Source organism: Paenibacillus durus (assembly GCF_000756615.1).
GTDB lineage: Bacteria > Bacillota > Bacilli > Paenibacillales > Paenibacillaceae > Paenibacillus_AQ > Paenibacillus_AQ durus.
The window spans coordinates 5,551,654-5,574,858 of the sequence record NZ_CP009288.1 but is presented as its reverse complement, the minus strand read 5'-3'; the positions used below and the strand labels follow the sequence as shown (position 1 = coordinate 5,574,858).

Genomic DNA, 23,205 nt, shown 5'->3' with positions numbered 1-23,205 from the left:
GAGTATTTTGTGATTATTCGCCAAGAAGGGAAGGATTAACAATGACAACCTCAACGAAGAAGACAGGCAGGAATAATCTCCGTTCATTTCTGAAATTGCTTAAAGAAACGAAACCACCGTATGGCCTGCTTGCCCTGGCTATTACGCTCAGCGTGATATCCACGCTGGTGTCGCTGGTCATTCCGATGTTCACCAAAGGGCTGGTCGACGGATTTTCACTGTCTTCCGTAAGCCGGCTGCAGATCGCCGGAATCGCCGGCGCTTTCATCGCCCAGACCGCCGCCGCGGGCATCTCCGTCTATCTGCTGAACTATGCTGGACAGAAAATGGTTGCCGGCTTAAGGGAACGTCTGTGGCGCAAGCTGCTGCTGCTGCCGGTCTCCTATTATAATGACATCCGGACAGGCGAAAGCGTCAGCCGCATGACAAGCGATACGGGCATAATCAAGACGCTGGTAGCGGAGAATGTCTCGAGCCTGTTCACAGGCATCATTTCCATTGTCGGTTCGATCTCGGTGCTCTTTTATCTGAATTGGAAAATGACGCTGGTTCTGTTCACCGTGCTGCCTCTTTCGGCGCTCGTTCTTGTTCCTCTCGGCCGGATGATGTATAAGATTTCCAAGGGCATGCAGGATGAGACGGCCTCCTTTACGGCGGTGCTTAGCGGCGTGCTGTCGGAAATCCGGCTTGTCAAAGCGTCCGGAGCGGAACGCCGGGAATACGAATCTGGAAGAAGCGTCATTATGAATTTGCTCTCTTACGGCATACGCGAAGGCAAGGCCAGCGCATGGATCACTCCGCTTGTCTCGCTCATATTTATGATGCTGCTGGTGGTCATTATCGGCTACGGCGGGCTGCAGGTGTCCAGCGGCGCGCTGACGGCGGGGGAACTGGTCGCTTTTATCCTGTATCTGATCCAGATCATTATGCCGCTGACCCAACTGACCACCTTCTTTACCCAAATTCAGAAGTCCATGGGCGCTTCGGAGCGGCTGATGGAGATGCTGATGCATGAAGAAGAGAAGTATGAGGGGGAAGAGATGGCGGGAGGGGCGCGGATGCCGATTACGCTTGAAAATGTCTCCTTCGGATACAAGGCGGGTGAACGTGTGCTGAACAAGGTTAGCTGCTCCATAACGCCCGGAGAGGTAACGGCGATTGTCGGCCCTAGCGGCGGCGGCAAGACGACGCTGTTCTCCCTGCTTGAGCGCTTCTATGAGCCGCAGGAAGGCGTGATCCGGCTGGGAGGCAAGCCGATTTCCGATTTCTCGCTATCCTCCTGGCGCGGAGGAATCGGCTATGTCTCCCAGGAAAGCCCGCTGCTGGCCGGAACGATTGCGGACAATCTCCGCTACGGGCTGGACCGGGAGGTTGATTTGGCGGAAATGCGGCAGGCGGCGGCGATGGCGTATGCCGATACCTTCATCGACGAGCTGCCGGATGGTTACGACACTGAAGTCGGCGAGCGCGGCGTGAAGCTGTCCGGCGGACAGCGGCAGCGGATTGCAATTGCCCGGGCGCTGCTGAGAGATCCGAAAATCCTGATGCTGGACGAAGCGACTTCAAGCCTTGACAGCAAGTCCGAAGCGGTCGTGCAGAAGGCGCTATCCAATCTGATGAAAGGCCGGACGACCATCGTCATCGCCCATCGGCTGTCCACGGTGGTGAACGCCGACCAGATTCTCTTTATGGAGAAGGGTGAGATTACCGGCAGGGGAAGACACGAAGAACTGCTGCGGGAGCATAGCCTCTACCGCGAATTTGCACAGCAGCAGCTGCAAGCGGCCGATACGGAATCCCGGGAGTACGGCGAAGGAGAGGAGAGTGCCGGATATGGCCAAAATACTGGTGGTGGACGACGATCCGCACATCCGCGAATTGGTAGCCGTATTTTTGAAAGCTGAAGGCATGGAAGTGTACGAGGCTTCCGATGGGAAAGCAGCGCTGGAGTTTCTTGGGGATCATACCGCCGACATGGTGATTCTCGATGTCATGATGCCGAACATGGACGGCTGGCAGCTCTGCCGCGAACTGCGGAAGGATTACGATTTTCCGCTGCTCATGCTCACGGCCAAAGGCGAAACGTCGCAGATTGTGAAGGGCTTCGAGCTTGGGACCGACGATTATCTCGTCAAACCGTTTGAGCCGCCCGTGTTGATCGCCCGCGTAAAGGCGCTGCTGAAACGGTATCAGATTTCCGCCGCCCAGAGCGTAACCGTCGGTAGGCTGAAGATGAACCGCAGAACCTACGAGATTCAATCCGATGACGGCGTTCTGACGCTGCCCCTGAAAGAGTACGAGCTGCTGTTCAGGCTGGCAAGCTACCCCGGACAGACCCTGCCGCGCGAGCGGCTGATCGAGGAGATCTGGGGCTATGACTACGAAGGCAATGAACGCACGCTGGATGTGCACATCAACCGGCTGCGCGAACGCTTCCCGAGCGAGCGGTACGGATTCGCCATCCGCACCGTGCGCGGTCTCGGCTACCGGCTGGAGGGTGCGGAATGAAGCGGCGGCAGCGAGCGTCAGAGCGGACGGCTCCGGAGCGGGCGGTCCGGGATCGCCGTCCGCGCCGGGAGCGGTCCCGGCAGCCGGTCGGAGGGCGCAGAATGAAGTGCCTGGGGAGAGCCGTCCGGGGATTGCTCGGAATGCTGGCTGGTTTTTCGCTCCTCATCGGCTCGTGGACGGCTTCCTACTTTATCTTGAAGGCGCTGTTCCGGAGATTTGGTGCTCCTTCATCCGACTTTGTGTCGCAGCTCCTGGGTATGCTCCTCGGATTTCTTATTCTGTTCTGCATTGGCGGACTGATTTCCCTGATTACTCACGGGAAGCAGAGAAAATTTTATTCCCCGATTCTGAATGCCGTCCGGCGGATTTCCAAAGGGGATTTTACGGCCAAGGTGGAAGATGTCGAACGTTACGGCCAGATGGGTGAACTCGTGGAAGGAATCAATGAAATGGCCAGCGAGCTGAGCCGGATGGAGACGATGCGGCAGGACTTCATCTCGAATGTGTCGCATGAGATTCAGTCGCCGCTCACTTCCATTCGCGGCTTCGCCCGCGCGCTGCGCAGCGAAGATCTCAGCCGGGAGACCCGGGAGCATTACTTGGATATTATCGAGGCTGAGAGCGCCCGGCTGTCGGGCCTTAGCGACAGCCTGCTCAAGCTGTCGGTGCTGGAGTCCGGCAGCTTTCCGTTTGAAGCGAAGCCTTACCGTCTCGACAGGCAGCTCCGGAACATCCTGCTGGCCTGTGAGCCGCAGTGGATGGGCAAAGGAATCGAAGTGGAGGCGGAGCTCGCTGAAATGACGGTGACGGGGGCCGAAGACCTGCTCAGCCAGGTCTGGAACAACCTATTGCATAACAGCATCAAGTTTACTCCGCCGGGCGGGAAGATCATGATAACGGCGCGCCTGATTGAAACGGGAGCGGAGGTTATTGTCTCTGATACCGGTGCGGGTATTTCCGAGAAGGACCTGCCCCGCATTTTCGAGCGGTTCTACAAGGCGGATAAAGCGAGAGGCGCGGGTGCCGGAGGCAGCGGATTGGGACTGTCACTGGTGAAGAAGATTGTCGACCTTCACCGGGGAGAGGTCCGCACGGAGAGCTGCCCTGGCGAGGGGACAGAGATTATCGTGACGCTGCCATTGTCTGTGAAGAAAGAACGGGAGCGGGAGTAACACCCGTACAAATTGCTGCTGCGGTGAATGATGAAGCCGCAGAAGTCTCGGATCGCACAGGTTCCGGCTGTCCTTCTGGCGTCAGGACAGCCGGCCCATCCGGCGGACAAGCTCCGCCAGCTTGGCAATCCCTTGTTCCAGCCCGGACGGGGAGGCATAGGCATAAGACAGGCGAAGATGCCTTGCGTCCGACCGGTCGTACAGATCGCCGGTGTTCAGCAGCAGCCCTTCCGCAAGCGCCGTGCGGAACAGCTTCGGCAGCGGGAGGGACTTGTTCAGACGCAGCCATACATAGAAGCCGCCGGAGGGCTTGGTCCACTCCGCCAGTCCGGCAAAATGAAGCTCCAGCAGCTCCAGCATCACATCACGGCGCTGGCGCAGCATGAGACGGAGGGCGCCCGTATGCCGTGCGTGGCAGCCGTCCTCCAGCCACTTAGCCGCCGCAAGCTGCGAGAGGGAGCTTGCGCCGTAATCCGTTTGCATCTTGATATCGGCCAGACGCCGGATCACCTGCTCGGGTCCGGCAACCCAGCCGATACGCAGTCCCGGGCTGGCGGATTTCGACAGGGTGCCCAGGTGGAGCACCTGTCCATTCCGGTCCAGCGCTTTGAGCGGTGGAGGCGGAGGCGCGTCCAGCCATAGGTCCTGATAGGCGCCATCCTCCAGTACGGGTAGTCCCAGCGCGGCCGTCTTCTCCATCAGTTCCCGCCGCCGCTCCGCGTCCATAAGCATACCAGTCGGGTTATGAAAGGACGGAATCGTATACAGCAGCGCCGCCTTGGTTCGGGCTGCCTGAGCCTCCAGCCCTTCCGTTACGAGACCCCGCCCGTCCATTGGCAGGCCGTGCAGCTTGACCCCCGCCGACTGGAAAGAATGAATGGAATACAAATAAGAGGGCTTCTCCAATAGAACGCCCGCCCCTTTGGGCAGCAGCCCGAGAGAGATAAGCTGAATGCCCTGAAGCGCCCCGGAGAGAATCAGAATCGAGGATGGCCCTGCCTGAATGCCGGTTCTCCCGAGCTCTTTGCTGACCGCGCGCCGGAGCCGCAGACTGCCGAGCGGCTCCTCATACGCCAGCGGCAGCTCTTCACGGGTCAGCTCCGCAAGAATGGAGCGCATTTGCTCGCCCGGCAGCAGCTCGGGGGCGGGCTCTCCGGTTCCGAGCCGAAGCAGCTCCGGCCTAAATTCCAGGCGGTTGATCGCCTGGACGGCGGGCAAATTGGGATAATGGATGCCCTCCTCCACGTAATCGTTCCAGCTTCCCGCCGTCTTCTGTGTTCTCTCTTTCCCCGCAACCCTTGTGCCCCCTCCTTGCCTTCCTTCAATGAGCCCGAGCGCGGCCAGTTGGCCGAGTGCGGTAACAACCGTGCTGCGATTAACGCCAAGCTGACGGGCCAACTCGCGCTGCGAAGGCAGCTTCATGCCTTCGGGCCAGTCGCCGCCGCCGATTTTGGATTGGAAATATCCGGCGATTTGGGCGTAAATCGGCAGCGGCGAGTCCCGGTCCGGACGCCAATCCGCCAAAGAATCGCCGGCGCTCTGGAGCTGGCCTCGGCTGCTGCTGTACAGCGGTGGCCGGGTCTGCATGAAAAGAACCTCCCTGATTAAGAATTTACTCGCTTGTTCCGGTAAGTTGACCACAGTATAGCATGATTGACAGCAGATGTTTCATTTGGTTGGGCTGTCTGCCCGGCATTTGGCTGGTCACGGAAGGCCGGAAAGGCTGTAATATTCGTTAAGGGTCCGAAGCGGACAGGGCGAATCGCCTTGATAAAGGGAGGAAAATGTTGATGGAAGCTGTCATTCATGGAATGGTGTTGGCTGTAGGCCTTATTCTGCCGCTTGGAGCGCAGAATATCTTTGTATTTAACCAGGGGGCGCTGCAGCTGCGGTACAAAAGGGCGCTTCCCGCTATAATAACGGCGGCGCTGTGCGACACGCTGCTGATCTTCGCAGCCGTTGGGGGAGTGTCCCTGGCTGTACTGTCTCTGAATTGGCTGACGCCCTTCATTTACGGGGCGGGGGTCGTCTTTTTGGCCGTGATGGGCTGGAAAATCCTGCAGGGGGGCCGGGCGGATGAACGCGCCGTTATTCTCCCTTCCAAAGAGCAGATCGCCTTTGCGTTGTCGGTGTCGCTGTTGAATCCGCACGCTCTGATGGATACGGTGGGCGTCATCGGTACAAGCTCCCTGCAGTATGGCGGCACGGAGCGCTGGGCGTTCGCCGCAGCCGCCGCCGGGGTATCATGGCTGTGGTTCATGGTCTTGGCTGCCGCCGGAAGCGTGCTCGGCAAGGCCGATCCCTCCGGCAGGCTGGTTCGGGCGCTGAACATTGCCTCTGCGATGCTGCTGTGGGCGATGGCAGGATATATGGCCCGGCAGCTGTGGAGCTTGCTTGCGGCTTAACCGCCGATTTGCGACATGCGGCGGCTCGTAGGCGTATGGCTCTGGGCTTTCTTCTCCAGCGCCAGTGCCATTTCGTGGTTATGAGGCTTGCCTCTGAGGGCCTTGCGGAATAAACTGCGCACCGCCTCCGGATCACCGGTCAGCGGCCGCACGTTGTATTCGTCGGACCAGTACAGGCAGGCTTTGATATGGCCATCAGCCGTAAGACGCAACCGGTTGCAGTTGTCGCAAAAATGCTCGCTTACCGGATGAATCAGACCGAATGTGCCTTTGGCGCCGACGACACGACTGTCTTGGGACGGGCCGTTTCCGGCAGGCGCATGCGCTTTCTCGGTCTCCCATCCGGCTTCGCGGCAGGCTTCGAGCACTCTTTCCAGCGGCAGGTACGACTGCCGCCAGGCGTCGGTCGCGCTGCCGATCGGCATATATTCGATAAACCGCACATTCAGCGGACTATTTATAGTAAGGGCGATAAAATCCTTGATTTCGTCATCGTTGATGCCCTTCATGAGCACCACATTAAGCTTAATGGGCGAGAGCCCCGCGGCGTGCGCCGCCTCGATTCCTTTCAGCACCTTGGCTACATCGCCGCCCCGCGTAATCATGGAGTAACGCTCCTGCCGCAGGGAGTCGAGGCTGATATTTACCCTCGAAAGACCGGCTGCCTTGAGCGCCGCCGCTTTGGCGGGCAGCAGCAGGCCGTTGGTGGTGAGTGAAATATCCTCAATGCCCGGAATAGAGGACAGCATGGCGAGCAGCCGCTCCAATTCTTTGCGTACCAGCGGCTCTCCCCCGGTAAGGCGCACTTTGCGCAACCCGGCCGGAGCAAGCGCCTTCACGACAGCGGCGATTTCTTCATAGCTCATGATCTCATCATGCGGCTGGAAATGCATTCCTTCCGCAGGCATACAATAAATACAGCGCAGATTGCAGCGGTCCGTAACCGAAATGCGCATATAATCGTGTACGCGTCCAAAAGGGTCTGTCAGCAGTTCCATGGCGGGAGATTCCCCTTTCGTCGTTCGGTATAATATTTCAAATTTTAAAGTTTATCAGAGCTGCCGTCAATGCGGACTCTTTGGTAATTCTTTATACGGTATCATAAGGAATTACGGGAAGAGGAATAAATTTGACAGTAATGCGACAATTCAGCCCAATCGCCATAGAATGCTCACGAAAAGCGTTTTCAACCCGGGCTATAATAAAAACATAAAGCCGTGATAACTTTTCATTATCAGAAGTGGTTGGTAAAATGAGGTGGAACCGTTAGAGCGGCATGCGAGGTCATAGACCAAGGACAGCCGCTGAACGTGCGGCGGCGGATTATTTAAAGGAGGATTTTGTAGATGACCATTATGACCGTTTCTCCCCTTAACGTTTCGGAAGCCTTCAATCGTTGGCTGGAAAGCAGGGGATTTATATACCAGATGTTTACTGATTTTTTCGGAAGAAGACCGACTCTGTCGCTAATCGCGCAGTGGAGCGGCAACCGGCCAATCGGCGCTGCTGCGGAGATGTCGGAGGGAGGGCGTGAGCTGAAGCGCTATCTGCATGGCCAGAATCCGCATGATCTTCTTAAGGTCTGCGAGAAAGAAGCCGCAGAATACGACCGGCTGATGTGTGACGAAACGGTGATCGGCCTTAAGCCGAGAGAAGCCGCTCTGCTGGGAGAAGCGGAGGAATTCTGCAACGTCATTTCCGATGTGTATGCATCAGCAGGTATCGTGTTCAAAAAATGCGGCAACGAAGCCGACGATCACATTGCCATCGAGCTGGAGTTTATGGCCGTGCTTCATGATCGTATGCTGTATAACAGCTTTTCTGCCCAAAGCGCGATGGAACAGCTGAGCACCCAGGAGAACTTCCTCAGGGAGCATTTACTTCGCTGGGCGCCTGAATTCTGCGAAAGATTGAAATCGGCGACCGACAGCCCGCTGTACCGGGGATTATCCCGCATGCTGGAGGAGTTTCTTCCTTATGATCTGCATATGCTAGAGTCCTTGAAAGCTTCATTGGAGAGCACCGCAGCAGCGATGTAGCGCTGTTCTCTGCCAGTGATGATAGCCCCCAAGCTAGAACAACCGCCCGTATAACGCGAAGCTGTATCCGCTGTTCAAGGATATTTACCTGCGGCTGTAGCCCGTGTTTCCGGTGCTGACCTCAATGCAAGGCCGTGTATAGCTAATATACAAAAAGCCATCCTCATCGCGGAGGATGGCTTTTTGCCGGTTATGCGGCAGCTGCGGCCAGGTTGACAATGCCTGAAGCGTATCCTATGCAGGATACGGCAGCGTGTTCACCCGCCCTTTGAATCCTTGATGAGGTTACAATTTTGTCGTATTTTCGGTTTTTGGGTCGATGATGATAGGAAGAAAGTCGTCTATCATGTAAAATGTATGATGGTATTCCATAGCTGTTGTGATTAATTGAAGAGGTAGGGTGCCAATGAGAAGAGGAATACAGTCAACGATCATCATAGGAGCTTTGCTCGCCTTTTATTATTTTGGCTTTGGCATTTTCGGCAGCACCGGCGGGACGATTATCAGTATTTTTTCCACGCTGACGGTTGTTTCGATCGGACTCGCCATTTTTATGGAGAACCGCAACCCGTCGGCGACGATGGCCTGGATCCTGCTGCTTGCGCTGATTCCGGTAGTGGGACTCGTGTTCTATTTCCTGTTTGGGCAAAATGTGTTCAAGCGCCGTAAATATGACAAAAAAGCCCAACGGGACCTGATGGCCTATGAGCGGATTGAGAACGACGCCCTGCGCCTTCATCAGGACTGGTCGATGTTTAATTCCACGCAGCGCAAGCTGCTCGGCCTGTCCCAGCGTCTGGCGCGTTCGCCGATCTCTTTCTCTTCGGAGACGCGGGTGCTGACCAATGGCGAGGAGACGTTCGGAACGCTCCTAATGGAGCTGCGCCAGGCGAAGCACCATATCCACATGGAGTATTATATTTTCCGCGCTGACGAGATCGGGACCAGAATTCAGCAGATTCTCATTGAAAAGGCCCGCGCCGGCGTCAAGGTCCGCTTCATGTATGATGCCGTGGGCAGCATCCAGTTGTCCCGGAGCTTCCTGAATGCTTTGAGTGACGCGGGGGTGCAAGTAGCGGCGTACGGCAGATCCAAGAGCTTCTTCTCCAGCCGGGTTAACTACCGGAACCACCGTAAAATAGTGGTTATCGACGGGGATGTCGGCTTTATGGGCGGGCTCAATGTGGGCGATGAGTATTTGAGCCGCAGCAAAACATACGGCTTCTGGCGTGACACGCATATGCTTGTGCGGGGCGAGGCGGTGCGGACGATGCAAATTATTTTTCTGCTGGACTGGATGCACACGACCGGCGAGCGGATTTTGGAGCAGGATTATTTGTCGCCGCAGCTTCGGTACACCGGAGACGGCGGGGCGGTGCAGATTATCGCGAGCGGCCCGGACAATGAGAGGCAGACGCTCAAAAATATCTTCTTCTCCATGATCACCTCGGCCAAGAAGTCGGTGTGGATAGCCACGCCGTATTTTATCCCCGACGAGGACATTTACACGGCGCTGCAAGTGGCTGCTCTTTCTGGGCTGGATGTGCGCTTGCTGTTCCCGGCCAAGCCGGACAAGTGGCTGCCGTTTCTTGCGTCCCATTCCTATTTCCCGGCTTTGCTGGAAGCGGGCGTTAAGATTTTCGAGTATGAAAAAGGATTTATTCATTCCAAGCTGCTCATCATCGACGGCGAAATCGCCACCATCGGCACGGCCAACATGGATATGCGCAGCTTCCATTTGAACTTCGAAGTGAACGCGCTGCTGCTTCAGACCGAGAGCGTTAAGCGAATCGTCTCCGATTTCGAGCGCGATCTGCTGTCCACATCGCAGATTGTCCACGAGAAGTTTATGGATAAGCGGCTGCCGGAGCGGCTGCTCGAATCGGCCGCCAGGCTGATGTCGCCGCTTCTGTAAAGGGCGTAAGCAGACAGCAGCGCCTCCGAAACTGGTGAAGCAGCGAAGCTCTGCCCTGAATGGCCGCTCATTCTACTGTTGCCCGATCGGCTGTCAAAAAAACGCGATGAACGTGTGATGAAGCCGCAAATTCACCTGGCCGGTTGTGTTATAATATGACGGCGGCAACAAATAAATCGAGGAAAGGCCATGTGCCGATTAATATGAATGATGAAATGAAGACGACAGCCAAGGATTCGGTCTCCCGTCCGCATCTATTGGAAGGAAAGACGGGGGAGCGGAAGATCGAGCATGTACGCCTGTGCCTGAATGAAGACGTAGGCGGCAGAGGAGTTACTACAGGTTTTGAACGTTACCGGTTCCGGCACAATGCGCTGCCGGAAACGAACTTTGACGATATAACGCTGGACACATTGTTTCTAGGCCGGAGTCTGCGGACTCCGCTGCTGATCAGTTCGATGACCGGCGGCAGCGCCGCTACCGGAGAGATTAACGCGCGGCTCGCCGAGGCGGCGCAGCGGCGGGGCTGGACGCTGGGCGTAGGTTCGATCCGGGCCGCACTAGAGCGCCCGGAGCTTGAGTCTACGTTCCGGGTGCGGGAACGGGCCCCGGACATTCCTGTCATCGCGAACCTTGGAGCGGTTCAGCTGTCTTACGGTTTTGATGCAGGCGACTGCCGCAGGGCGGTGGAAATCGCCGAAGCCAATTGGCTGGTGCTGCATCTGAACGGCCTTCAGGAGGTGTTCCAGCCGGAAGGGAACACAGGGTTCGGCTCGCTGCTGCCGAAGATCGAGCAGGTGTGCCGCAGTCTGGAGGTACCGGTCGGCGTCAAGGAAGTCGGCTGGGGCATCGACGGCGAGACGGCGCTTAAGCTGTACGGCGCCGGAGTGTCATTCATCGATGTGAGCGGAGCGGGCGGAACGTCATGGAGCCAGGTAGAGAAGTTCCGCAGCGCCGATCCGGTGAGGCGCGCCGCCGCCGAGGCGTTCGCGGATTGGGGCATCCCGACCGCCGACTGCATTGCGGATGTACGCGCCGCTGCTCCTGAAGGCGCATTGATCGGCAGCGGGGGCTTGCAGAGCGGCGTTGACGCCGCCAAGGCGCTGGCGCTCGGCGCGGATCTGGCCGGCTTCGGCCGGAGTCTCCTCGGCCCGGCGGTGGAATCGGAGGCGGCGCTGGAGGCGGCGCTACAGCAGGCTGAGCTGGAGCTGAGGACGGCGATGTTCGGCATCGGCGCCTCCTCCGTGGGTGCCCTTCGCGGCACGCCGAGGCTTATGCGCGTTTAACGCGAAGCGGCAGCGCCGGCCGGCACTGCGCTGTTCATTCCGCCTCCCAAGCGAGAGGCGGATGTTAAAATTCAGATGCCCGTAACAAGGGCATGAATACCGAAATAAGGAAGGTCTAATTATGATAAAACTGGTTCAAATGGACGAAGCGACGTTTCAATTTTTCCTCAGTCAATCGACCAGCGACTTTGCCGAGGAGAAGGTGAAATCGGGAGCCTGGGAACCGGATAACGCGCTGAAGCAGTCCAAAGAGGCGATGACGCGCTTTTTGCCCGCCGGGCTGAATACCGAAGGCGCTTATCTGTACTCGGTCGTCGAGGAAGAGAGCGATACCCATGTCGGTTACATCTGGTTCAACGTTACTGAAGGCCGCCGCGGCCGCGAAGCATTTATTTACGACATTTATATTTTTGAACCGTTTCAGGGAAAGGGCTATGGCAAGCTGGCCATGCAGGCGCTCGACGAAGAGGCCCGCAGCATGAACGTCCGCAAAATCGGTCTGCATGTGTTCGGCCAGAACCAACGCGCATTCGAGCTGTACAAAAAAATGGGCTACGGCGTAACCGACATTACGATGTCGAAAGAGCTGTAGACGTATTGGTTCGCCGCGTTCGGCACCGCCTAATAAACGGGGAGTCTGCCGAGTGGTCGCCGCCTATATGGCAGGATGCATGGAAGGGATCTCCAATGAGGAGGTCCTTTTTGCTCCTAATAATAAACTGGGTTTCAGCACAGGGACAGATCTTTCGATACATATGATGTGTCCGCTACATGAGGACGTTATGAGGGCAGTGTCTTTTAAAAGGTGGACATGGGCAATAGGCTGACACTTCCGCAGTGAGATTCAATATATTGATGATAAGAAGCTGATTCACTCAATATATAGGCGAAATTCTGCGTTAAAGCCGCTGCGACTCGTATATCCGATTTTTGTGGGAGTGTCCACGCTTTGAAAGACATTTTACCGATAAAGTCTGCGAGGTAAGGACATAAGCTGTGGTATTAAGAAAGTTTCGGCGCTGCCAGAAGAAAATCATGCTTCTGTGTAAAGGATCTGTCGGCCTGAATGGATGCGGCTAGTCCGTCATTTTGATGCGAGGGCTCATTGCACCGGGTTAAAAGGTTCGTTCTCTCAATAATACAGGTTGTGGATGGGACATTGGGGAGTATAGCGCTTCCAGATATAAAAAGTTTGTTATCGCGCGGCATGGAGGCCCGTTGTGTGAGGGTTGTTGCTTTATCATGTGCTTACGGTTCGTTGTTCGGGTGTGAACGGTCCCTTAAACCGAGCTTATGCGCTGATTCCCGTCTCCCTCTTAAGTCTCTCCGGTATTGCTGGGGCGTTTGTTCTAATATATAATAGTTTAGATCACTGGGTTTATTGGTCAATTAACGGAAAATAGGAGTTGTCATATAAATGGCTTTGAAAGCGGGTATTGTTGGTCTTCCAAATGTCGGAAAATCGACGCTGTTTAACGCAATTACGCAGGCGGGCGCGGAGTCGGCGAACTATCCTTTTTGCACCATCGACCCGAATGTCGGGGTAGTGGAAGTGCCGGATGAGCGTCTGGATAAACTGACTGAGCTGGTTGTGCCCAACAAAACGGTGCCGACCGCATTTGAGTTCGTCGATATTGCCGGACTGGTTCGCGGGGCGAGCAAAGGCGAGGGGCTGGGCAATAAGTTCCTGGCGCATATCCGCGAGGTTGACGCCATTGTTCATGTCGTGCGCTGCTTCGAGGATGAGAACGTGACTCATGTCGACGGAAAAGTAAATCCGATCAGCGACATCCAGACGATTAATCTGGAGCTGATTCTGGCCGACGTGGAGAGCGTGGAGAAGCGGATCGACCGCTCCCGCAAAAACATGAAGGGCGGCAACAAACAGTACGCCCAGGAAGTGGAAGTGCTCGAGCGCGTCAAAGAAGCGCTGTATAACGACATGCCCGCCCGCAGCGTAGAGCTGTCGGACGAAGAGCGGCTGATCGTGCGCGATCTTCATCTGCTTACGCTGAAGCCGGTGCTGTACGCAGCCAATGTGGGCGAGGATGAGGTTTCAACGGCCGAAGAGAATCCGTACGTCAAGCAAGTGCGCGAGTTCGCTGCTGCCGAGAACGCGGAGGTCGTGCCGATCAGCGCGAAGGTGGAGGCGGAAATCGCCGAGCTGGAAGGCGAAGACAAGGCGATGTTCCTGGAAGAGCTCGGCCTCGCAGAGTCGGGCCTGAACCGCCTGATCAAAGCGGCTTACAAGCTGCTTGGTCTGTACACGTACTTTACGGCGGGCGTGCAGGAGGTTCGCGCCTGGACGATCCGCAAAGGGACCAAAGCGCCCGGAGCGGCGGGCGTGATTCACTCTGATTTCGAGCGCGGCTTTATCCGCGCGGAAGTAGTGGCTTATGATGATCTCGTCGCCGCGGGCTCTATGAATGGAGCCAAGGAAAGAGGGCAACTGCGCCTCGAAGGCAAGGATTATGTCGTGCAGGACGGCGACGTTATGCATTTCCGGTTTAACGTGTAAGAACTGCGGCAAAAGATTAAGGCGTGCTCTGGGCGGGAAAATAGTTGCCATCCGGAGTACGCTTTTTTAATATCCCGCAGGAAATAAATTTGATTCATCAAGTAGCCAATTCGGTGAGAAGATGGTATAATGTAAAGTCGTGTATACCTGTTTATGATCGACAGGGGATAGACGGTTTTTTTATAGGATTTGACTATTTAGACTTTAGATCAGGAGAGGTGAATTCCCTTGTTGGACCGATTGCAATCTCTGGCGGACCGCTATGAGAAACTCAGTGAACTGCTTTGCGATCCGGATGTTGCAAGCGATAGTAAGAAATTGAGGGACTATTCCAAAGAACAATCCGATTTGCAGCCCGCCTATGAGGCTTATAGCGAATATAGAACTGTAATGGAAGAGCTGGGCGCGGCCAAAGCGATGCTTGGCGAAAAGCTCGACGACGAAATGCGCGACATGGTGAAGATGGAAATCGAGGAATTGTCGCAGCGTCAGACTGAGCTGGAGGAGAAAATCCGCATCCTGCTGCTGCCGAAGGACCCGAATGATGACAAGAACGTCATTGTGGAAATTCGTGGGGCGGCAGGCGGTGACGAGGCGGCTCTGTTCGCATCCGACCTGTACCGTATGTACACCCGCTTTGCAGATACCCAGGGCTGGCGCGTGGAACTGATGGACGCCAATACGAACGACCTTGGTGGTTTTAAAGAGGTCATCTTTATGATTAACGGCCGGGGCGCTTACAGCAAAATGAAGTACGAGAGCGGCGCGCACCGCGTGCAGCGCATCCCGACAACGGAATCCGGTGGACGGATTCATACTTCCACCTCCACGGTGGCGGTAATGCCCGAAGCTGAAGAAATCGACATCGAAATCCTTGACAAGGATATCCGCGTGGATACCTTCTGTTCCAGCGGCGCGGGCGGCCAGTCGGTCAACACGACCAAGTCTGCTGTGCGCGTAACGCATATTCCTACGGGAATCGTGGCGACCTGTCAGGACGGCAAGTCGCAGAACTCCAACAAAGAGAAGGCTCTTCAAGTGCTGCGCGCCCGGATATCCGACATGATGCGCCAGGAAGAAGAAGCCAAATATGCCGGCGAACGCAAGAGCAAGGTCGGCACCGGCGACCGCAGTGAACGCATCCGGACCTACAACTTCCCGCAGAGCCGGGTGACGGATCACCGGATCGGCCTCACACTGCATCGCCTGGATGCGGTCATGAACGGTGAAATCGAAGAGATTATTTCGGCGCTCTCCATTGCGGAGCAGGCAGAGCTGATGGAAAAAGGAGAATAATGCTTTGAAACAGAGCGCATATATCATGCCGCAGGTGCAAAGCATCCGGGAAGCCTTTGCGGAGGCTTCTTCTTTTTTAAGCGGTCTTGGCGTCAGCGAGCCGCAGCGCAGCGCCCAGCTTCTGCTGGAGCATGTGCTGGGATTATCCGGCGCGGCATACTATATGGCTATGGCCGACTCCTTTCCGGCGGATAAACGGGAGGAGTGGGAGGCCGCTATGACCCGTAGGGGAAGCGGCGAGCCGGTGCAGTATATCACGGGAGAGCAGGAGTTCTACGGCCGTCCCTTTGAGGTGACGCCGGATGTGCTGATTCCCCGGCCGGAGACGGAGCTGCTCGTCGAAGCCGTGCTGCGGTATGCGGCGGAGCTGTGGCCGCAGGGAGCGGCGGGCGAGCCGGGTGCGGGCGGCGAATACGCTGCGGCGCGCCCGGGGCGGCGCCTGACCGCGATCGACATCGGCGCGGGCAGCGGCGCGATCTCCGTCACGCTGGCGGCCGAAGCGCCGGCGTGGCGGGTGCTCGCCGGCGACATCTCGCCGGCGGCCCTGGCCGTGGCCGGCCGCAACGCGGAGCGTCTCGGCGCGGCCGTGGAGCTGCGGCTCGGCGACCTGCTCGAGCCGTTCAAGGGCTTGGAGACGGACATCCTCGTCTCCAACCCGCCCTATATTCCCGGCGGAGACATCGCCGGGCTGCAGCGCGAAGTGCGCGACCATGAGCCGCGCACCGCGCTGGACGGCGGCGAGGACGGGCTGGACCCGTATCGCCGCATGATGGAGCAGCTGCCGCTGCTCCCGGCTCCGCCGCGCCTCGTCGGCTTCGAGCTCGGGCTCGGGCAGGCGGAGCAAGTGGCCGCCCTGCTGGAGGCGGCCGGACATTGGAACGAGATCGTGACCGTACCCGATCTCGCGGGCATTCCGCGCCATGTGATTGGCATTGCTCGTCAGCCGTAAGCGGGGCGACGAAATTGGTATTTTTCATTCCATTCCCTTACAATAAAGTCAACGGCCCGTTAGATGCGTTAAGCGCGGACAAAGCCAGTAAAACCATGGGGAGGCAGAGCATTGCTTCAAAAGTTTAAAAAAATCGACGGCGTTATCGTCGTTATTCTTGTGCTGTTGATGGTGATCAGTCTTCTTGCGATATACAGTGTGACTCATGGGAGACCGACGGCCGGTTTTCATATTAGAATGTTAAAATTTTATATCTTGGGATTTGTCGCTTTTTTCGGCTTGACGTTTTTGGATTATCGCCTGCTAATCAAGTTCGCGATGTATATTTATGTGTTCGGGATCGCTCTGCTTGTGTTGGTCACCTTCATCGGTGCGGAGGAGAATGGCGCCAAGGGCTGGATCAAGTACGGAGGCTTTAGTCTTCAGCCGGCTGAGTTGTTCAAGCTGATTCTAATTCTTTTTCTGGCTTCTGTTCTTGTGCGGAAGAACAAGCAGAAACTGCTTTTCTGGCGGGATATAATTCCTATTGGCCTGCTGACGCTGCTTCCGTTTGCAATCGTTATTTCCCAGAACGACCTAGGCAACGCATTGAGCTATATTGTCATCCTAGGGGGTCTTCTTTGGATCGGCAATATTAAATTTTCTCATGCCCTTATTGGCGTGACACTTATCGGCGGAATGACGTTTGCGGGAATCTGGAGTTATACTAATTACCATGATCAGGCTGTGGCCCTTATTAAGGAACTGCCGGGCCGGGATCATTTGATCAGCCGTTTCGATCCTTGGCTTATGCCCGAGTTGGCTTCATCCGATCATAACTATCAAACGAAAAATGCCAAGCTGGCCATAGCTTCCGGCGGCATGAGCGGGGAAGGGTATTTAAAAGGAAGCACCGTGCAGGCCAATCGGGTACCCTATACCTATGCGGATTCGATATTTGTCCAGATTGCGGAAGAGTTTGGATTCGTCGGTTCTGCCGTCCTGCTGCTTCTGTACTTTATTCTGATTCACCGGATGATTCTGATTGCGCTCGAATGCAGGGACAGAGGCGGACCGTTCATTATTGTCGGCATTGTGGCAATGATGCTTTACCAAATTTTCGAAAATATCGGAGCATTTACCGGACTTATGCCGCTGACCGGAATTACCCTGCCTTTCATCAGCTACGGCGGAACCTCGCTGCTGATCAATATGGCAAGCATTGGCATTGCAATGAGCGTGCGGCTGTACGGGCAGGAGGAAGAAGAAGATTTGCCAAAGGGAACGTATACGGCTCCGGTAAAACAGGGTTAGCGCGTTGATGCGTAGATTTGTCGAAGTCTTAAAAAATAACCGTCAGGAGCTTCCTTCATTCGAAGGGGACCTGGCGGTTATTTTTTTAATTAAGTGACTTTTTTGATAACTATAATTTGTAATCTTTATTTTAGTATTAGAGCAAAACCAAAGTGACTTTTATCCGCTACCTACCTTAGAAGATCCGGTAAGATCGGTTGACCATTTTCCGTATCCCTAAAGGCTTAGATGGCTCTCCTCGGTTTCCGCAATCGAAACCATAAACGTAAAGCACCTATCACAGGGGTCTTAAGTAGTCGGATAAAGTGTAAAATTAGAATCGGTTTACCTGCTTTTTAATTTATGAAGAACTATCTGGTAACTTAAATATATTTAAGGATTATACATCACATTACCAGCACCATTTATTTGTGAACTATTCCCGACGAAAATTCTTATACAAAAACCACTACCCTCAGAAGCGCCAGAGAGAGTTATGTTATAGTCTCCTTTTTTATCAACATCAACAGGGGTACCGTACGTAGAATAACCTAGCCAAGTAGATCTTGCAAGTTGATAAGAGGCACTAGCAGGATATTCATTACTAGAGTATTGCCAACCTTGTATAACCACGTTACTAACGCCGCTAGGGATTGTAAATGTATCATTAGTATAATGTGGCCCATATTGGAAATTAGTAAATTCGAAGTGGTCAGCCAATGTGTTAATTGAAAAGTCGGATGATTTACCCGACTCTTTTTCACTACTGCCTAATGAAATTTTCCATTGGCCGCTATAATTCTTAACGTTTATAACCTCTCGTGAATCGGATGATGTTGAAGTATCCTTTAGGTTAACAAACAACGAACCTTCATTCTCAATATCTACAGAAACGATTTCAAGGGAGTGGAAGTTTTTGGTGCCGCTATACTCTTTATATTCTTTAATCTGTTCGTCTATGTTTGAAAAACGTGTATCAACAACTAACTCTAAAGCCTTATTAATATCTCCTTTATCCATCGCAACAAGAAACTCTTTAACGACTTCCTTGGCTTTAGATTCAGGTGACTCTTTAGCAAAGCTTGTGCTTCCGAAAGAAAAAGATGCTAGTAGAACCATTACAAGTAGAATGAGATTGGATTTTTTTACAAACATAACTTACCTCCATTTTTTTGATTTTAATATAATTATTTCTATCCTTTCTTTTTTTTGGAAACAATTAAACGATACCATATCTGTTATGGAAGTTGAATAAGACGGAAAAACTAATAAATTTTCGTATAAATGAAATATTTTGTGGTAAAAGCAAAAAAATGAAATTGGGAAATGGAATTTTGACCGCTTACACGAATAGATATGGCTTTTAGTAATATAGAGTCGGCTCGCACTGCAAAAATAAATAGATTCATAGGTTTGCGGACTCCGCTTTCCGGGGATACTGACTGACATGAAGCCGAGTGGAGAGGGGTATCCCAACATGAACGCCAAAAAAGGAATCGACGGAGATTCGCTGCGTAAGACCTTTACGTATACTGCCATTTTAATTTGTATCCTTATGTTTGTCATGATGGCCTGGGAAGGGCAAAAAACCGATGCTGCCGTTAGCGGCGGCCCCATTCCGAAGGAGTCGATCCGTCTGCGGATTCTCGCCAATTCGGACGGGGCGCAGGATCAACTGGTAAAGCGGCAGCTCCGCGATAAAATTGTAGAGCAGATGAACGGGTGGGTCGCCGAACTTGAGGACCCGCAGAGTCTGGATCAGGCGCGTGCCGTTATACGCGAGCATTTGCCGGAACTGAATAAACTGGTTGGCAATGAACTGGACAAGCGAGGCATCGGCTACAGTTATAAGGTGGAGCTGGGAATTGTTCCGTTCCCGACCAAGCTGTACGGAGGGACGGTTTATCCCGCCGGAGAATATGAAGCACTTCGCGTAACACTTGGAAAAGGAGAGGGTCAGAACTGGTGGTGCGTGCTGTTCCCTCCGCTCTGCTTCATTGATGCAGGGTCGGGCGATGCGGCGGCCAAGCCTGCCGGTGAGGCCAAGGCCGTGAAGGTGTCTGCGGATGGAAAGGGCGGCGCCGGGAAGGCAAAGGAGGGTAATGCGGTGCTGACTGGGGAGCGGCAGCCGGATGCCAAGGCCCAAGCGGCGCCCGCTGCGGAGCAGCCGAAGGTACGGTTCTTTATCTGGGATCTGCTGCTCAAAATCGGAAGCTGGATCAGGGGCTTGTGGGCATAGGTTCTATTGTTTTGCCGCCGGATATGTTACTATTTTCATATAGATAAGCGGCCCCACGCGGTGGGGCCGTTATTTTTGAAATATGAAGAGAATCAATTATTTCGCAGTCCCGCAGAAGCATCTAAAGCAGGCTTTAAATTGAGGGTTTCATCATGCGGGGCTGTCTTGCAACGGGGGCTTGTGAACAATGGAGACAAAATATTGGAAGCTGAGCTGTGCGGAGAGGAAAACCGGACGGGAGCGGAGCGATAGCGAGGCGGACCTTAAGGCGATTGCGGAAGCGGCGGAGCTGCTGAGGGCGGGGAATACGGTCGCTTTTCCGACCGAGACGGTGTACGGCCTGGGAGCGGACGCGCGTAATACGGAGGCGGTTGAGGCGATTTTCCAGGCAAAAGGACGTCCTTCGGACAATCCGCTCATCGTCCATATTGCCGACCGAGCGGTGCTTGAAGAGCTTGTGACGGATGTGCCCGCAGCGGCGGCGGCCTTAATGGACGCCTACTGGCCCGGTCCGCTGACCGTGGTGCTGCCGCTTCGCCCTAGCGTGCTGTCGCCGCGCGTAACTGCAGGCCTGGACACGGTCGGCGTACGCATGCCGGACCATCCGGTGGCGCTGGCGCTGCTGTCGGCGGCAGGTTGTCCGGTTGCCGCTCCCAGCGCCAACCGCTCGGGGCGGCCAAGCCCTACGCTGGCCGTCCATGTGCTGGACGATCTTGCCGGCAAGATCGGCGGCGTGCTGGACGGCGGGGCCGCAGGCGTCGGCCTGGAGTCGACCGTCGTGCAGGTGCAGCCGGACGGCTCCGTCGCCGTGCTCCGTCCCGGCGGCATCACGGCGGCGCAACTCGCCGCCGTCGCCGGAGACGCCGCCGTCACGGGCGCTTCGGCGGCGCCCGATTTCACGCCTCCGCAGGAAGCCGCGGAGGCTCTAAACCACCCCGCCGCCCCGAACGCGGCGGGGAAGAGCAGCCCGGCGCCGCGCGCGCCGGGCATGAAGTACGCGCACTACGCGCCGCAGGGCTGGCTCGGCGTCGTGCGCGGCTCTTCGCCGGCTGGCGCGGCGAAGACGGCGGCGGGCCTGCTGGCGTCGGCCCGCAGGCGCGGCGAGACGACGGGGATGCTCCTCTTCGAGGAGCATCTGCCCCTGTATCCCGCCGGCGCCGCTGACTGCATCGTCTCGCTTGGCCCGCTGGCCTCGCTGGAGACGGCTGCCCGCTCCCTGTATGCCGCGCTGCGGCGCTTCGATGAAGCGGGAGCGACATATATCTTAGCCGAGGCTTGCCCGGAGACGGGGCTTGGCTCTGCGATCATGAACCGGCTGATGAAAGCCGCAGCCGGCCGCGTGATCGACGCCGAATAGACCCGCTATTTTTATGATGACAGCATGATTGCCCTCTTGTCCGCATATTGTGATTGTACAAGATATTCGGACTTGGGGGTAATGGTGATGGGCATGGGAGAAGTACCGGCCGGATGGGGCCAGATCGTAACCATTGCAATCATGGCGCTCGCTCTGGGAATGGATGCCTTTTCGCTTGGCGTAGGGATCGGGATGAAAGGCATCCGTCTTCTTCATGTGCTGCAAATGAGCCTGCTCATTGCTTTTTTTCATGTGCTGATGCCTCTGCTGGGACTTGTTACCGGAAGCTATGTCGGGCACTTGCTGGGCCGGGTGGCGGGGATTGCCGCCGGGGTGCTGCTCGTTGCGCTGGGCGGGCATATGGTGCTCGGTTCGTTCCGCACCGGAGAGGGCGCTGCAATGAGAGGGGTCGACCACCGCACTCTGTGGGGGATGCTGCTCATTTCGCTCAGCGTCAGCATCGATTCGTTCTCGGTCGGCGTCTCGCTCGGCGTATTTGTGAGCAATGTTTTGCTGACCGTACTGGCCTTTGGGGCCTGCGGCGGGCTGATGTCAATCTCCGGGCTGCTGCTTGGACGGCATGTAAGCCGTGGACTCGGAGAATACGGGGAGGCGCTCGGCGGGGCGATTCTGCTCGGGTTTGGCTTGCTGTTCATCTTCTGATACAATAGCGGCAAAAGAATTATCCCATGGAGGTGATCTGCATGCTTCATATTTTGTTCGTCTGCACCGGCAATACATGCCGCAGTCCTATGGCAGAAGGGCTTCTGCGCAAACTGGCGGCGGAGCGGGGATTTGATCTGGAGGTGCGGTCAGCCGGGGTTTCCGCGATCGCCGGAACGTCGATGTCAAGGCATGCGGCGGCCATATTGCGGGATGAGGGCATCAATGATCATATTACTTCCTCCCAGCTTTCGGGCGAACTGCTCACTTGGGCTGATCTGGTGCTGACCCTTACCCAGAGCCATAAAAGGCATGTACTGCATTATTTTCCGAACGCCGTATTGAAGACGCATACTCTCAAGGAATACGTGCAGAATGAGGAAGCGGTGCGCAGGGATCTGGAAGAGCTGGACAGTCTCTATGCCGGAACGGAGCTGTCTGCTTCGCTGGGGCAAGAACCAAAGGCAGCCGACCTGCAGCGGATTATCGAGATCCGCCAGCGGATACCGAGCGCAGATATTATGGACCCGTTCGGCGGAAGCCGCGAGGACTATGAATATGCGGCCGCTGAAATCCGTTCGTCGCTTCATAAGCTGCTGGATAAGCTTGAAGTCTTACGCCGTTTGTAAAATGTCTCCCCGAACGGACGGCAAAGAGCTTTCTTCTCCTAGATGGTTGATTTTCCGAGCATGATGATTTAAGATATAGACAAATATCGGTTCCGGTGTAACTGGCGACAAGTGTGGATAAACCACGATGGAGCATCGGAGTAGACGGCCGGTCGCCTGGGCGAAAGAGCAATTCCGCAGCTGTCTGCGGACTGCTCTTTTTTGTTTAAATGCTGAAATTTATAAGAGTCGCGCATATCATCCTGATCCGTATAAGACAACTTTGGTTTTCTTTTAGGAGGTAAAGCGGTGAAACATTACGAAAACCGGGCGGAGGAACTTATTCCTTCGGCCAAGGATTTGGCTGGAAGCGGACATGCTGCCAAGGCAGATCCATCTATTGCCGAACAGACTTATCTCGTGCTGCGGGAACTGGCGGAAGCCGGCGGGATTGGACAAGGCAAAGTGCTCATTGTCGGCGCCAGCACGAGCGAGGTAGCCGGCGTGCGGATCGGCACCGGGGGTGCGCTTGAGGTAGCGCAGCAGCTGCTGTCCGGCGTCCGCCGGGCTGCCGAGGAGTTTGGCTTCTCACCGGTATTTCAGTGCTGTGAGCATTTAAACCGGGCGATTGTAATGGAGCGAAGACTGCTGGAGCAGCTCGGTCTAACTGAGGTGTCGGCAGTGCCGATTCCCGGAGCGGGAGGGTCTCTCGGTGCGGCGGCATACCGCGAGATGACCGATCCCGTGCTTGCCGAAACGGTGCAGGCCCATGCTGGCGTCGATATCGGCGAGACTCTGATTGGAATGCATCTCCGCCGCGTCGCGGTGCCTTTCCGGACATCGCTGCGCTATATCGGAGAAGCCCGCGTCAATTCGGCCTACACCAGACCGCCGCTGATCGGCGGCGAACGCGCGGTGTACCGGCAGCAGGAGGATAACGGGTCGAAGCTGTGTGATTAGGGAAGAATACCCCCATCT

Annotated in this window: 20 protein-coding genes and 1 riboswitch; of the genes, 17 read left to right on the top strand and 3 right to left on the bottom strand. The window is 55.6% G+C overall.

Going from position 1 to position 23,205, the window contains the following annotated elements; genetic code table 11:
- Nucleotides 1-41 precede the first annotated feature (41 nt).
- From PDUR_RS24600 to PDUR_RS24590, 3 genes are read left to right on the top strand one after another with little or no spacing between them, the layout of a single operon-like run.
- Nucleotides 42-1,904, top strand: a complete 1,863-nt coding sequence (locus PDUR_RS24600) for an ABC transporter ATP-binding protein (protein WP_042208581.1) — start codon at nt 42-44, stop codon at nt 1,902-1,904.
- Nucleotides 1,834-2,508, top strand: a complete 675-nt coding sequence (locus PDUR_RS24595; RefSeq protein WP_042208580.1) for a response regulator transcription factor — start codon at nt 1,834-1,836, stop codon at nt 2,506-2,508. Before PDUR_RS24600 ends, PDUR_RS24595 begins: the two co-directional genes overlap by 71 nt.
- A complete protein-coding gene (locus PDUR_RS24590) occupies nt 2,505-3,680 on the top strand; it encodes a sensor histidine kinase (protein ID WP_233277428.1) in 1,176 nt (391 codons plus the stop codon). Before PDUR_RS24595 ends, PDUR_RS24590 begins: the two co-directional genes overlap by 4 nt.
- 81 nt (nt 3,681-3,761) lie before the next feature.
- Here PDUR_RS24590 and PDUR_RS24585 read toward each other — a convergent pair whose 3' ends face one another.
- The gene (locus tag PDUR_RS24585) at nt 3,762-5,267 is read right to left on the bottom strand and encodes an aminotransferase-like domain-containing protein (protein ID WP_042208579.1); all 1,506 of its coding nucleotides are present in this window, start codon (nt 5,265-5,267) and stop codon (nt 3,762-3,764) included.
- Nucleotides 5,268-5,470: 203 nt separating this feature from the next.
- On the opposite strand from PDUR_RS24585, the gene PDUR_RS24580 reads away from it, so the two are divergent.
- Entirely contained in the window at nt 5,471-6,085 is a 615-nt protein-coding gene (locus PDUR_RS24580; protein ID WP_330217226.1) for a LysE/ArgO family amino acid transporter, read from the top strand.
- On the opposite strand, the gene moaA is transcribed toward PDUR_RS24580, so the two are convergent.
- Entirely contained in the window at nt 6,082-7,083 is a 1,002-nt protein-coding gene (gene moaA, locus PDUR_RS24575; RefSeq protein WP_042208577.1) for a GTP 3',8-cyclase MoaA, read from the bottom strand. The genes PDUR_RS24580 and moaA overlap by 4 nt on opposite strands.
- 348 nt (nt 7,084-7,431) lie before the next feature.
- Between moaA and PDUR_RS24570 the strand changes: the two genes are divergently transcribed.
- The 8 genes from PDUR_RS24570 to PDUR_RS24530 all read left to right on the top strand — a co-directional run bounded on the left by PDUR_RS24570 (nt 7,432) and on the right by PDUR_RS24530 (nt 17,381).
- On the top strand, nt 7,432-8,124 hold the full coding sequence (locus tag PDUR_RS24570; protein WP_042208576.1) for a TorD/DmsD family molecular chaperone: 693 nt from the start codon (nt 7,432-7,434) through the stop codon (nt 8,122-8,124).
- A gap of 406 nt (nt 8,125-8,530) precedes the next feature.
- Nucleotides 8,531-10,039, top strand: coding sequence for a cardiolipin synthase (cls, locus tag PDUR_RS24565; protein WP_042208575.1), 1,509 nt, complete (start codon nt 8,531-8,533; stop codon nt 10,037-10,039).
- Between the two features lie 215 nt (nt 10,040-10,254).
- The gene (fni, locus tag PDUR_RS24560) at nt 10,255-11,325 is read left to right on the top strand and encodes a type 2 isopentenyl-diphosphate Delta-isomerase (protein WP_042209685.1); all 1,071 of its coding nucleotides are present in this window, start codon (nt 10,255-10,257) and stop codon (nt 11,323-11,325) included.
- Between the two features lie 121 nt (nt 11,326-11,446).
- Entirely contained in the window at nt 11,447-11,917 is a 471-nt protein-coding gene (locus tag PDUR_RS24555) for a GNAT family N-acetyltransferase (protein WP_036598516.1), read from the top strand.
- An 825-nt stretch (nt 11,918-12,742) separates the two neighbouring features.
- Nucleotides 12,743-13,843 (top strand): redox-regulated ATPase YchF, encoded by a 1,101-nt coding sequence (gene ychF / locus PDUR_RS24545; RefSeq protein ID WP_042208573.1) that lies wholly within the window; start codon nt 12,743-12,745, stop codon nt 13,841-13,843.
- A 228-nt stretch (nt 13,844-14,071) separates the two neighbouring features.
- Nucleotides 14,072-15,139, top strand: coding sequence for a peptide chain release factor 1 (prfA, locus tag PDUR_RS24540; protein WP_042208572.1), 1,068 nt, complete (start codon nt 14,072-14,074; stop codon nt 15,137-15,139).
- Nucleotides 15,140-15,143: 4 nt separating this feature from the next.
- A complete protein-coding gene (prmC, locus tag PDUR_RS24535; RefSeq protein ID WP_042208571.1) occupies nt 15,144-16,088 on the top strand; it encodes a peptide chain release factor N(5)-glutamine methyltransferase in 945 nt (314 codons plus the stop codon).
- A 111-nt stretch (nt 16,089-16,199) separates the two neighbouring features.
- Nucleotides 16,200-17,381, top strand: coding sequence for an FtsW/RodA/SpoVE family cell cycle protein (locus tag PDUR_RS24530; protein WP_042208570.1), 1,182 nt, complete (start codon nt 16,200-16,202; stop codon nt 17,379-17,381).
- A gap of 372 nt (nt 17,382-17,753) precedes the next feature.
- On the opposite strand, the gene PDUR_RS24525 is transcribed toward PDUR_RS24530, so the two are convergent.
- Nucleotides 17,754-18,515, bottom strand: coding sequence for a DUF4878 domain-containing protein (locus PDUR_RS24525; RefSeq protein WP_042208569.1), 762 nt, complete (start codon nt 18,513-18,515; stop codon nt 17,754-17,756).
- Nucleotides 18,516-18,837: 322 nt separating this feature from the next.
- Between PDUR_RS24525 and spoIIR the strand changes: the two genes are divergently transcribed.
- The 5 genes from spoIIR to PDUR_RS24500 all read left to right on the top strand — a co-directional run bounded on the left by spoIIR (nt 18,838) and on the right by PDUR_RS24500 (nt 23,187).
- A complete protein-coding gene (spoIIR, locus tag PDUR_RS24520) occupies nt 18,838-19,599 on the top strand; it encodes a stage II sporulation protein R (RefSeq protein ID WP_042208568.1) in 762 nt (253 codons plus the stop codon).
- A 187-nt stretch (nt 19,600-19,786) separates the two neighbouring features.
- Entirely contained in the window at nt 19,787-20,956 is a 1,170-nt protein-coding gene (locus PDUR_RS24515; RefSeq protein ID WP_081949642.1) for an L-threonylcarbamoyladenylate synthase, read from the top strand.
- A 93-nt stretch (nt 20,957-21,049) separates the two neighbouring features.
- On the top strand, nt 21,050-21,619 hold the full coding sequence (locus PDUR_RS24510) for a manganese efflux pump MntP (protein WP_081949957.1): 570 nt from the start codon (nt 21,050-21,052) through the stop codon (nt 21,617-21,619).
- 41 nt (nt 21,620-21,660) lie between these two features.
- Nucleotides 21,661-22,248, top strand: coding sequence for a low molecular weight protein arginine phosphatase (locus PDUR_RS24505; RefSeq protein WP_042208566.1), 588 nt, complete (start codon nt 21,661-21,663; stop codon nt 22,246-22,248).
- Between the two features lie 87 nt (nt 22,249-22,335).
- Nucleotides 22,336-22,417: riboswitch (ZMP/ZTP riboswitch) on the top strand.
- Between the two features lie 170 nt (nt 22,418-22,587).
- Nucleotides 22,588-23,187 (top strand): TIGR01440 family protein, encoded by a 600-nt coding sequence (locus PDUR_RS24500; RefSeq protein WP_042209683.1) that lies wholly within the window; start codon nt 22,588-22,590, stop codon nt 23,185-23,187.
- Nucleotides 23,188-23,205: the final 18 nt, after the last annotated feature.